Here is an 11,517-nt window from a genome sequence, read left to right on the forward strand (position 1 = left end):
TGCTGACTTACAGTGGCACTCATGCGTCTGAGGCATTCGGCCAGGGGGTTGGTCGTTGACGACCAGTCTCGTCTTCTGCTCTACCGATACATCGCACCCGGGGGCGGGCTGACGGTCTGGTGTCCTCCGGGCGGAGGCTTGGAAGGAGACGAAACCCCGCCCGAGGCGCTCGCGCGCGAATTGGACGAGGAGATCGGCTTGCGTGACTGCGGCGCCGCCACCCATGTGTGGCATGAGGAGATCCATGATCCGACGATATTGCCGGGTTGGGACGGTGCGATCAACGACTACTTCCTCGTGCCGGTGGCGGCCGCATTCGAGCCCTGTGGGTCGTTGGGGCGCGAAGCGCTGGCCGCCGAGCTGGTCGAGCACTTCGAGTGGTGGAGCGTTGACCGCCTTCTGTCACACAATGGTCGAGAAGTGTTCGGGCCACGCGATTTACCCGACCGGTTTGTACGCCTGGCCAAGGATGGGCCGTCGGGTGCGCCGGATCGATTTGTTCGGTCGCCGTGAGGGATGCGAGGTAGTGATTGAAATCGAACATTTCGGCATCGAAACACGGCTACGCTGGGGTTATGGAGCACTACGTGCGCAAGGAGCCCATCCCGTACGCGTCTACGGCTGCGCCGGTCAGTTCTCGCAACCGGTTCAGAAGGATGCTCCAAAGGTTGTCGATAATTCTTCGCGGGATGATGGGGGATCGGAAGGCGAGTCGATATACCTCGCTCGCACCGCGTCATCCCGACGGATCACGCACCGCTGTAACATCTTTCAACAGTAGTGGTGGTGGGAAATAGGTATCGGTGTACAACACTGCCCGGCGGCCGTCGAATTCTCGACGAACACCGGGCAGTGACGCACTACTTGGGCTGGGGTCAGCGGAGGTACTGTCCGCAAACCGGCCACGCGCCGGCACCTTGACCGGCAAGGACGTTTTCCGCGACGCGGACCTGTTCTGCCTGGCTGGCGTTGGCGGCACTGCCGGCTCCGCCGTAGGCTTCCCACGTGCTCTGGCTGAACTGGAGCCCGCCGTAGTAGCCGTTTCCGGTGTTCGCGGCCCAGTTGCCCGAAGATTCGCATTCTGCGACACCCGACCAGTCGTGGGTGGCTGCGGACGCGGTGCCGGCGCTCAGTCCGAGGGCTCCGGCTGCGAGGGCTCCGGCTGCGGCGACAGAGGCAAGGGCACGGGTAACGGTGGTCTTGGTCATTTTTGGTAAATCCTCTCGAGTCCCGCCGACGGAGGACGGTGACCGTCTCAGCTCCGCTCCCACCACTAGGAATGTTGTCGAGTCCGAACCGCGGGGTGGGACGGGCGGTGGCGATTCGGTAATGCCCGGTTGATCGGGCTGTCACCAACCATAAGAGATGATTACGGATTGGTCACGGGTCGGCGTGTCGACGCATGTTTGTGCAACAGAAATGCATCAAAGAGCGTTTTCCCAGGTCGCGTGGCGATATGCCACCTCGCTCGGCGTTACATAATCGAGATAAAGTGTGATGCAAGTCACTGGAAAAGCGTCTTGATGGCGTCGGTATGTGGCGCTCGATCGGCCGGTTTTGTCGATTTTCCGGCCCCAGTTCTGGTCACACAGGAGGCTGTGTCGAACCGCGATTTGTTGTCGACCGACCGCCCCGATTTACCTGTGGGGCAGCAGAATTGAAAACGAATTACGCGCTGCTGGCTCAGACGAGATTCTTGCTCGCCTTGATCCGACGACGGATGTCGCGCATCTGAATGGTGTTGCCGGCCTGACGAACGGAGCGTGGAATGAACCTGTTGACGAACGACACGAAAATGAAGAGGTGTTCGAACCGGCGGCGGTCGTCTTCGGTCCACTCGAGGTCGAGTTGGTCGCGGTAGATCGGTGGAAGGAATCCGACCGTCAGGAACCGCAACAAGTTTCGGAATACCAGGCGTATCGGCCAAGCGATCATCTGTAGATTGACCAGGTCGATCAGATACTGCTTGGTGCGTTCGTCGATGACGACGCGTTCGCAACCGAGGTTCCAGTAGCGCTCGAAATCTGCGCGTGTGGCCGGCCACATCTCTTCGGTGACCTGCAGTGTCGTTCCCAAAGTTGATGCGGACTGATAGAACGACTCCGCCTGTTCTTCCGACATCTTGCCGTGCAACAACTGATGACTGTCTTCGAAACCGATGAACAGGCAAGCAGCAACCCATAATTGGAGTTCGCGATTGAAGGCGTTGTACTTGACCGGGCTGTTCGCATCCGACTTCACATGTCGGTGTACCGAATTCACAGCCTCGCGGTAGGCCTTTCGCTCTTCCTCGTTGCCCAGGATCGCGACCGTCAGGTACTGCGTTGTGGTTCGTGCGCGCTTCCACGGATGCGCTGTCAGAGCACCAGATTCGACCTTGCTCTCCATGACGCCGTACGCCACCTCGGGCCAACCGAGTTGCAGGATGACGTTGGCAGCGGCTCCGGCGAACGACCAGAAATCGAGTGCGTCGGTGATGTGTGCGGGTTTACGTGCCCACCGCCTACGCTCCGCCGTGATGGTGATGCGTGTCTGATCGGTCCGAAGAGACGACTCGGACTTTTCCGAATCCAGGTAGTGAGTGGGCATGGATCTTCCTCCGCGCGTGGTGAGTTACTTGGTCTCGACGTTGCTCACGAGCCACCGGTCGTCCGAGCGGACCAGGGACACGACCATGCGGTACTTCTGTGTGTTTCCCTCTGGCGCTGCGACATTCTTCGCTTGTTGGTCGACGAACACGAGCACCTTGGCCGACGAATTGTCCAGCGATTCGATGCCGACGTCTGTCGCCGTTGCGCTCGCCTGGCCTTGCCCCCCGGCGACGACTTCGCGCAGTGAATCGACCATCGTTCGGTAGGTGCCGGCAAACTCGTCGGTCGACATCGAGGCGATGCTGTCTTTGTTGGCATCGAGGTTCTGATAGTCGAAGGAGGACATGATGGTCGAGTAATCCCGCGCGGTGTCCAAAGCCTCCTGCCGCAGCGTGTCTTCCTGATTCGCCGAGTACATCTGGAATCCGAGCACCACCAATGCTGCGACCAGCGCTACCGCTATGAGTGAGATCAGTGCGTTGCGTGGCTCCTTGAGGCGGCGAAGTAGCGACGGAGAAGTCGGATGTTCGGCCACCTCGGCTTCAGCCTCGTCGAGTAGTGCGTTGTCACCGTGTGCCATTTCCCAGTCCTTCCAACATCAATCTCCAGTAGTTCAGGGCTTCGACTCCGGTCGGGACGAGAATCGGATCTGCGACGACGGGCGGTCCGATCGGCGTACCGGGGACCGTCGAGTTCTGCAATCCGAGGTCGTTCGGGCGGGGAGCATTCTGTGCTCCGCGTTGGACGAGGTCGTCGGCGGGGGGACAGTACATCGCCAGACTTGGACTGGTGGGAGACAGATCGCCGACCTCACGCCGAGGGGTGTCGTAGTTACAGACCGGCCCCTGTGTGGCAACCAATGCAAAGTCGGCGCGATCGCCTTTGACGATGGATGCCAGTTTGGCGAGACCTTCAGGAATCGTGACAAGTCCGGTTTCGAGGGCGTCTGTGCGGTCGGAGATGATCGGTGCGACAGTGACGAGATTGGCCAGGACCGCTCCGAAAGTGTTGTGGTACTTGTCGAACAACTGTTGAGCGCTGTTCAGGGCGGCGGGCGAATGATCGGTGAGGTAGATCAGTACCGGAGCGTTGGATTCGAGTTGTTCGGTGAAGTTCTTGGCAGCTGCCATTCCTCGGACGAACGAATCCGATTGTGTCGCCATGGAGTCCACCAACGTGGAGGTTCGCGACAGCAGCGCGGCGAGTTCGGCCGACTGGTCGTTCAACTGCGCGGACATGGTCCCACCGTTGTCGATCATCGTCGCCAAGCTCGGGCCGAGCCCGTTGAACGAATTTCCCAGTTCGGTCCCGATGTCGCTGATCGCTTGCGGATCAATCCCTTCCAGGACACCGGACGCCTGAAGCATCAACTGGCTCATCTGGACCGGTTGCTGATCCGCGGGCATGGCGATTTCGTCGCCGTCCCGAAGATACGGGCCGTGGTCTGTGTTGGGATAGATGTCGACATTCTGAATTCCGGCTGCGGTCCCCATCGTCACCTTGGCGACGCTGTCGGTAGGTATCTCGGTGTTGTCGTTGAGTGAGAGTTCCACCCGAGCCGAGCGGGTGCCTGCGTCGAGTTCGACTTCACTCACTTTCCCCACCTGTACGCCGCGATACGTGACGACCGTGCCCTTGGTCAGCCCGAAGGCGTCGGACATGTTGGCGTGCAGCCGGATTTGGCCACCGAAACCCTGAGGGCCGACCACGTAGACGATTCCGAAAGGGATTACCACAGCAGCGATCAGAGCGAACAGGACAAGTTGAACAAGCGCAAGGCGACTCAACGCAGACCTCCCTGAAGTAGATCGGTGAGAGTTCCCGCCGGTGCGATCGATTGACCGGCCATCCCGCCGCTCCAGAGCTTGTCGATCGTTCCCGGAATATCCAGGGCGCCGTCGAAAACGAGGTAGTCACCTTGGACTGCACTGGTGAAGTTCTCGAGCAGTCCGTTCATATTCGCCAGTGTCTGACCGATCTCCGAGTTGAACGAATCCAGAGTCCCGACAACGGTCGACGCATCGTGCAGCATCGCGTCGAGGCCGTCGGGTGACGAGTCGAGGATGGTGTTTGCGTTGGTGGCGAGCTGAACGGTCGAGTTCAACAGGCTTGCAATCTGATCCTTCTGTCCCACGAGAATCGACACCACCTGTGGAACGGAATCGAGGTAGTTGTCGACAACTACGCGTTGGCCGGCCAGTTGGGAGGAGACCCGGGCAGCGAGGTCGACGGCCTCGTCGAACTCGCTGCGGTGACTGCTTGCCTCTGCCATGAGCGAGGTCAGGGTGTCGGTCAGAGAACGAACTTCACCGGAGCGCCCGGAAAACGCGGTGTTCAGCTCGCGCACCACGGTATCGAGTTGATCGATGCCGCTTCCGGTCAGAACCGTACCGAGCGTGGCAAGCGCACTTTCGACTTGCGGACCGATCTCGGTGCGAGACTCCGGAATTGTGTCGCCGTCGCTGAGCATCGAGCCGGACGGAACCTCCGGCACCAATAGTCTGATGAACGGGTTGCCCAGTGCGGACGGGAGTTCGACGGATGCTTCGACGTTGTTCGGCAACGGCGTCGCGGCGTCCAGACTCAGCGTCACATCGGCTCCGACGACGTCGGCGGACAGCGCGGATACTCGACCGATGACTTTCTGGCCGCTGCGGACGTCTGCCCCCAACACCAGGCCGTCGGCGCCGGCCAGCTGCAGCGCCACGTTGTACGCATCACCGTCGGCCGAACGACCCAGGGGTAGGTCTTGAATGCCTGCGCTACAGCCGCCGAAGGCGAACACGGCCACAGAACCCACGCCGATGATCACGAGACCGGCGACTATTCGAACCGATTGCCGCGTCAATTGCCACCTCCGGGGACGGCTCCGCCGGAAATCGCGGAGGCGATTCCGAGCGGATCAGAAGTGCTGAGGGGGAAGGAAATCGGATTCGTGAACCCGGCTCCGGTACAGATCGGCAACTTGTAGGTGTCGCACAGCGGTTTCGCAACCGCGAACTGAGTCAATGCAGTCGAGACGTTGAGCCGAATGCGCCCGCGCTGATCAGGACCGATTGTCTGGGAGAGGTTCTGCATCATCAACGGCACCAGGTCCATGAACTCGGCGAGGCGGGGTTCTTTGGCAGCCAGAGTGTCACCGAGAACTCGCACGTTGTCGGCTATGGCACCGACATCATCGCCGTGAGTTGTCATGAAACTGTTCAACTGGTCGAAGACCACCTGCAGATCCTGCAGAGGCTGTGAGATGTCCATGTTCTGGTTCGCCCACTGATCGCCCAATGTGCCGAGGTCACCGACAAGTTCGTCGAGGCTGACCTGCCGTGCGTCCAGAGCATTCATCAAGGTGTTGAGATTGTCGACAAGGGCACCGATGTCTTCCGACCGAGCGCCGACAACTCCGGTTGCCGTGCTGAGGTTGCGAATTGCGGTGTTGAATTGATCACCCTGGCCCTGCCATCCGGCAGCGCCGCGGCTCACGAGATCGCCGAGATTGCCCCCATCCCCGGCAAATGCGTCGGCCAAAGTGCTGACGCTTCCCATCAAGCCGTCGAAATCTATGGGGGAGTGGGCACGTTCGATCGGAATCTGGTCGCCGTCTTTCAGCGTCTCTCCGCCGGTGTAAGCCGGGCCGAGTTCGATGTGGCGATCGCTGATCACCGATGGATTGAGGACATAGGCCGAGGCGTCGGCGGGCAGGTCCACGGAGTTGGGCATCGACATCGCCACTCGAACAGAAGTTCCGCGAGGTTCCACCGACGTGACCGTCCCGACGCCGACTCCGAGGACGGTGACCTTGCTTCCCTCGTAGATTCCGCCGACGTAGCTGAAATCGGCGTAGACGGTCTTGGACTGATCCGTTCGTCCGAAGATGTACCAACCGGGGAGTGCAATCGCCAGGGTCACGACCAGCATGGCCGTGACGGCTTTTCGTGTATTCACTTGCAGCCCTCCATGATGCCGAGCGCGCAGAGCAGATTGTCCGGGATCACGGCGGCCGGCGCGTTGACGTCGGTCCAATTGCCGGTGCCGGTGGAATCGGTGACCGAACGCAGCGCGGAAGGAAGACGAGTCAACAGCAGGTCGATCTGATCTGCATTGTTCTTCAGCGTGGTGGTGACCTCGACGAGGTTGTCGGTCATGGCTCCGAACTCGTCCTGACGATCGACGAAAGTGGTGGAGAGCTTCGAGATGATGATTGTCAGGTTGTCGACCAGCTGAGTCAGTGCGTCCTTGCGCATCGCAAGAGTACGAACGATCGTCTGAGCATTGGCCGCAGTACCGACTATCGAATCGGTTTGTGCCGCAGCCATGTCCGACAGCTCGCGGGACATGATGAGAATCTGGTCGATCTGTTCACTGTTCTGCGCGAAAGCCGCCGAGGCGCCGCTGATTCCGGCCAGAGCCCGGCCCACCTGATCGGAATCAGTTGGAATCACCTGCGAAAGGGTGTTCATCATGGACTCCATCGCCTGTAGGTCGACGCCGGTGGCCGCAGTGGTGGCATCACTGCTGACGTCGTCGAGGCTGTACGGCACGGTTGTGCGGGAGAGCGGGATGACCCGTGCATCGGACTCGTCGACCACTCCGGCCGGCACGATCTCCAGGTAGCGCTTGCCAAGGACCGTCTTGAGCCTGACAGTCGCCGTGCTCTGGTTTCCCAAAGGCTGGTCCTTGTCCAAGCGGAAGTTGACGACGACGTGGTCGCCGGCAAGGTCGATCGAATCCACTCGGCCCGCGGGAACCCCGGCCACGTAAACCGGATCGGTGTCGGAAAGCCCGCTGGCATTGGCCAACTCCGCTGTGTATGCCGACGTGCGTACGTTGTACCAGAGCTTCGGAATGCCCAAGGCGGCGCCGAGTCCCACCACCAGAACGAAGATTCCGAGACTACCCAGGGCGAGAGCGGTGCCGCTACCGCTGCGACGGCGATCCCCTTTGAACAGGAAGAGCATGATGCCGACGAACACGTCGATCAGCTTGACCAGGAACATCATGAGCACACCGGCGAATGTGTCGGACCGAAGATGTTGGCTTCCATGTCGCCTGCCTTCAGAGTGAAATTGCACAGATACAGGCTGATGAAACTTCCGTAACTTCCGATCCGGTTGGCGGCGTCGGCGAACTGGGGAAGGTTGGCGAGAAGTCTGTTGAACTCGTCGGTGCTCGCAATCCAACTCCCGGTGACACTTTCGAGTTGTTGCACGGTCTGACCGAATGCGCCGTTCGACCCGGCCATGATCTGAGCCAACGACGAGACAGTTCGGTTTCCCTGATCCAAGAGCGAGACCAGTTGATCGTTCTGCCCGACGACGGAAGTACTCAGATCGTTCAAACCGTCCAGCAGACCGACCAATTCGGGTTGACGTTCGTCGACGGAGGTGAGAAGAGTGTTCATGTTCGTGAGTAGTTGTGCGAAGACGTCCTGACGGTCGACAAGGCCGGAGCTCATGGTCGCGATCTGGTCGAGGAGGGTGGTCATCGCCTGGCCCTGGCCGTTGAAGGTTTCGACAAAACTTCGCGTGAGCGTGTTCACCTGCTCGGGCTGCAGCGCGGCGAACAACGGTTTGAACCCGTTCATCAGTGCCGTCAAGTTGATCGGCGGTGTTGTCTGCGCCAGCGGTATCGTGTCACCTGGTTCGAGCTGTCGTGCGGATACCGTTGTCGCGCTGTCGTCCTGCGTCAGTGCCAGATATCGAGCACCGAGCATGTCGCCGTAGCGCACGGCGGCACGGACATCCGACTCGAGGGAATATTGCGACTCGATTTCGACGTCGACGATCGCCTTGCTCGTGCCGCCGCCGTTGTCGGCAAACGCAACCGAGTCCACGCGGCCGATACGCACACCGGACATCGTGACCGGGTTACCCGGGTTGAGGCCTTCGACATCGGTGAACTCGAACGAATACGAATCGGTGCTTCCGCGAACCGGGACCGACAACGTGTTCGCCACGAACGACGCACAAGCGACGCCGGTGAGACAGAAGAGTGACAACCGAATTACCTGGCCAGGACGGACCTTCACGGGACGGTCACCTCATTGCCTCTGACCATCGGCCCCAACATCAGTGTTGTTGCCGTATTTGGGGTGTCCGAGCGTTCCGGCGATCCGCCCAGTAGCTGATCTTCGAGGTAGCGCAGCGTGGCCGCTTCGGCTTCGCCGCCCACGACCGGGGCACTGACGGGTTGTGCAGGCGTCAGGTTGGAGCCTGAACACTGCGCGCCGCGCGAGTCCCCGTACTGCGGGCAATCATCGCCCGTGTATGGGAGCGGTTCGGCGAACGTGGCAACTGCTGTGATGTCGAACTTACCGGTGGCGAAGACCCGCGCGCCCGCGGCGCCGAACGTACTGGCATTGGCGAGGGTGGAACGCAGTCCTCCGGGATTGGCCGCGGTGGTTGCGAGTATCTTTCCGGCGGAATCGATCACAGTGATGATGTTTCGGTTGTTCTCCACGACAAAATCGTCGACGGTAGCGGCGAAGACTGCGGCCGCGCCGATCGAGGACTCGAGATTCGCTCTGTTGGCGACCATGTTGTTCGAGACGGTTGTGGCGGCTGCCAAGGTATCGAGAATGTCGGGGGTCGCGCGGTCCAACGCGTCGACGACCGACTTGAATTCGGGTGTCGATTCGAGGAATTGGTGTGCGGCGGGTGTCAGTACGCCGGACGCGGCACTGAGATTGTCTATCGTGGTACCGATCTCGGCTCCGTTTCCGTCGAGTGCCTGGCCCAGCGCAGTCAGGGCTGTCTGCAGCTTCTCGGGCTGCATGGCGGTGAGGACGCCCACCAACTTGGTGTACACGTCGTAGAGCGCAACGGCTTCGGGACCGTCGTCCATGTGGATCTCGTCTCCGTCCGACAGAGTCGTCTGGCCCTGCTCATTCGGACTGTCCACGAGCTGCATGTAGATGTCGCCGAAGAACGTTCGCGGAACGACGCGGGCCACCACGTCGGCGGGAATCTTCGACGCGTCATCGGTCTGAATCTGCAACTGCACAACGGATTCGGCCGTGCCTGATTCGATTTCGCCGATTCGGCCGACGTTGACGCCGTGGTACCGCACCGGAGCTTCACCGCTGATGAGACCGGCTGTGGCTGGAACAGCGACGAAGATGTCGGTGCTCTGCTCGAGGTTTCCAGAACCGCGTAAAACCATTGTCACAGCGGCGGCGACGGCTACCACTATGGCGATCGCGCCGCGAAGGGCGTACACGATCTTTGTGTGTGTAGTGAGTCTGTCCACGGCTCAGACCCCCATTCCCGGGATCTGGGGCACGAGGCCCCACAGCGCGAAAGTCATCAGTACGTCGAGGATTCCGATCGCGAGGATCGCAGTCCGAAGCGCGCGCCCGGCAGCCTGCCCGACGCCGGCCGGACCACCGGAGGCATAGTAGCCGTACGCGCAGTGAACCAGCGCGACAACAGCGGCGAACACCACGGCCTTGAGGCCCGAGTACAGGAGATCCTGCGGCGAGATCGCCAGATGGAAGAAGTAGTCGTAAGTACCTGCCGATGCACCGTTGAAGAACACGACGACCAGTCGGGTCGACAGGTAACTGGCGAGCAGCCCGATCATGTAGATCGGGATGACGCAGATCATGGCAGCGATCACCCGCGTACCCGCGAGGAAGGGGATGGATCTGATCGCCATCGAGTCGAGGGCGTCGATCTCGTCCGAGATGCGCATAGCCCCGATCTGGGCAGTGAAACCCGTTCCGACCTTGGCAGCCAACGCGATAGCGACGACAACAGGGGCAAGCTCACGGGTGTTCGCGACCGCAGACAGCATGCCCGAGAGCGAGGTCATCCCGACGAGTTCGAGGCCCCGGTGAGTCTCGACGCCCAACATCATTGCCGCGGCGAGCGACATCGCGAAGACGATCCCGATGGTGCCGCCGCCGGACAGCAAGGAGCTCGTGCCGAAGCTGACCTCGCTGATCTGACCGAGTACGTGCTTGCGGTACTTGGTGAGCGCAAAAGGGATCGATGCGATGGTGCGGACGTAGAAAGTGACGTGCTGACCGAGGGAGACGAGGCCGTCACCTGCGGTTCGCAGGGGTCTGCTCGCTTGACGGGCTCGAACACGGAGATCGACGAGCGACATCAGAATTCACCGACTGCCGGGACGATTACGGTGTACAACGCGGACAACACTGTGTTCACGATGAAGACGAGCGCGAACGCAATGACGACGGCCTCGTTGACTGCGTCGGCAACGCCGCGGGGGCCGCCTTTTGCATGGAGACCTTTGAAAGTGGCCACCAAAGTCGAAGCGAGGCCGAAGATCGCGGCTTTCACCAAAGCCATGACGAAGTCGGACGATCGACCGTATTGGCTGAACGTTGCCATGAACGTTCCGGCCGGAAGATGCTGCACGTAGATGTGGTACAGATAGCACGCGATCACTCCGCCGAAGGTCACCATCGAGCACAGTGCGAGGGAGACAATCACTGCCGCAACCAATCTCGGAGCTACCAGGCGTTCGATCACATCGATGCCCATCACTTCCATGGCATCGATCTCTTCGCGAATCTTTCGCGAACCAAGATCGGTGCAGATCGCCGACCCGGCAACACCGGCCATCATCAACGCGCACACCAGTGCTGCGGCCTGTCCGACGATGATGAATGCCACGACGGCGCCCGAGTAGCCACCGGCACCGATGCGGCCGGCCAGTTCGCCGACCGACACCGCGATGAAGACACCGATCGGAATCATGAGGAGCAGCGACGGACCAGTGCTGACGCGACCGATGAAGAGCGTCTGAGTGACCGTCTCGTGCAACGAGAGTCGCCTGCGGAGGATTGCCGTGAACAGGCCGAACAGTGCCTGCACCGAGAATCCGATCAGATAGCCCCCCTGCAACGCTACGTCTCGTACCGGGCCTTTCGGGGCTGGTAGCTCGTACGTCATCTAATTGAATT

The 11,517-nt window shown here is 60.7% G+C and carries 11 protein-coding genes and 1 pseudogene; 1 reads left to right on the forward strand and 11 read right to left on the reverse strand.

Translation table 11 applies throughout. The features are described from left to right. Positions 1-21 precede the first annotated feature (21 nt). Positions 22-513, forward strand: coding sequence for an NUDIX hydrolase (locus tag R4P70_RS20060; protein ID WP_317831360.1), 492 nt, complete (start codon positions 22-24; stop codon positions 511-513). 368 nt (positions 514-881) lie between these two features. On the opposite strand, the pseudogene R4P70_RS20065 reads toward R4P70_RS20060, so the two are convergent. The 11 genes and pseudogenes from R4P70_RS20065 to R4P70_RS20115 form a co-directional block, all read right to left on the reverse strand. Next, positions 882-1,208 (reverse strand): annotated as a pseudogene (locus tag R4P70_RS20065) (transglycosylase family protein); the annotation flags it as partial. Positions 1,209-1,683: 475 nt separating this feature from the next. Continuing rightward, positions 1,684-2,589, reverse strand: coding sequence for an oxygenase MpaB family protein (locus tag R4P70_RS20070; RefSeq protein ID WP_020968478.1), 906 nt, complete (start codon positions 2,587-2,589; stop codon positions 1,684-1,686). Positions 2,590-2,613: 24 nt separating this feature from the next. Further along, positions 2,614-3,171 carry a hypothetical protein gene (locus tag R4P70_RS20075; protein WP_019746957.1) on the reverse strand — a complete coding sequence of 186 codons (558 nt, stop codon included), beginning with the start codon at positions 3,169-3,171 and terminating at the stop codon, positions 2,614-2,616. Beyond that, the gene (locus R4P70_RS20080) at positions 3,158-4,378 is read right to left on the reverse strand and encodes an MlaD family protein (RefSeq protein ID WP_020968479.1); all 1,221 of its coding nucleotides are present in this window, start codon (positions 4,376-4,378) and stop codon (positions 3,158-3,160) included. Before R4P70_RS20080 ends, R4P70_RS20075 begins: the two co-directional genes overlap by 14 nt. Then, complete coding sequence (locus R4P70_RS20085) at positions 4,375-5,439, reverse strand: MCE family protein (protein ID WP_070385842.1); 1,065 nt, start codon at positions 5,437-5,439, stop codon at positions 4,375-4,377. The genes R4P70_RS20080 and R4P70_RS20085 overlap by 4 nt, the downstream gene beginning before the upstream one ends. Then, positions 5,436-6,533 carry an MCE family protein gene (locus R4P70_RS20090; RefSeq protein ID WP_317831364.1) on the reverse strand — a complete coding sequence of 366 codons (1,098 nt, stop codon included), beginning with the start codon at positions 6,531-6,533 and terminating at the stop codon, positions 5,436-5,438. Before R4P70_RS20090 ends, R4P70_RS20085 begins: the two co-directional genes overlap by 4 nt. Continuing rightward, a complete protein-coding gene (locus R4P70_RS20095) occupies positions 6,530-7,585 on the reverse strand; it encodes an MCE family protein (RefSeq protein ID WP_042950848.1) in 1,056 nt (351 codons plus the stop codon). Before R4P70_RS20095 ends, R4P70_RS20090 begins: the two co-directional genes overlap by 4 nt. After that, complete coding sequence (locus R4P70_RS20100; protein WP_020968483.1) at positions 7,585-8,616, reverse strand: MCE family protein; 1,032 nt, start codon at positions 8,614-8,616, stop codon at positions 7,585-7,587. The genes R4P70_RS20095 and R4P70_RS20100 overlap by 1 nt, the downstream gene beginning before the upstream one ends. Then, a complete protein-coding gene (locus R4P70_RS20105; protein WP_317831365.1) occupies positions 8,613-9,806 on the reverse strand; it encodes an MCE family protein in 1,194 nt (397 codons plus the stop codon). The genes R4P70_RS20100 and R4P70_RS20105 overlap by 4 nt, the downstream gene beginning before the upstream one ends. A gap of 33 nt (positions 9,807-9,839) precedes the next feature. Continuing rightward, the gene (locus R4P70_RS20110) at positions 9,840-10,697 is read right to left on the reverse strand and encodes an MlaE family ABC transporter permease (RefSeq protein ID WP_029254503.1); all 858 of its coding nucleotides are present in this window, start codon (positions 10,695-10,697) and stop codon (positions 9,840-9,842) included. Further along, positions 10,697-11,506, reverse strand: coding sequence for an MlaE family ABC transporter permease (locus R4P70_RS20115; RefSeq protein WP_019746964.1), 810 nt, complete (start codon positions 11,504-11,506; stop codon positions 10,697-10,699). The genes R4P70_RS20110 and R4P70_RS20115 overlap by 1 nt, the downstream gene beginning before the upstream one ends. Positions 11,507-11,517 lie beyond the last annotated feature (11 nt).

It is taken from the genome of Rhodococcus sp. IEGM 1241 (genome assembly GCF_033142365.1).
Classification (GTDB): domain Bacteria; phylum Actinomycetota; class Actinomycetes; order Mycobacteriales; family Mycobacteriaceae; genus Rhodococcus_F; species Rhodococcus_F erythropolis.

Excerpts from the sequence above, each read along its gene's own strand:
- R4P70_RS20060 (WP_317831360.1), top strand. The coding sequence starts at position 22 with ATGCGTCTGAGGCATTCGGCCAGGGGGTTGGTCGTTGACGACCAGTCT.
- R4P70_RS20070 (WP_020968478.1), bottom strand. The coding sequence starts at position 2,589 with ATGCCCACTCACTACCTGGATTCGGAAAAGTCCGAGTCGTCTCTTCGG.
- R4P70_RS20075 (WP_019746957.1), bottom strand. The coding sequence starts at position 3,171 with ATGGCACACGGTGACAACGCACTACTCGACGAGGCTGAAGCCGAGGTG.
- R4P70_RS20095 (WP_042950848.1), bottom strand. The coding sequence starts at position 7,585 with ATGTTCCTGGTCAAGCTGATCGACGTGTTCGTCGGCATCATGCTCTTC.
- R4P70_RS20110 (WP_029254503.1), bottom strand. The coding sequence starts at position 10,697 with ATGTCGCTCGTCGATCTCCGTGTTCGAGCCCGTCAAGCGAGCAGACCC.
- R4P70_RS20115 (WP_019746964.1), bottom strand. The coding sequence starts at position 11,506 with ATGACGTACGAGCTACCAGCCCCGAAAGGCCCGGTACGAGACGTAGCG.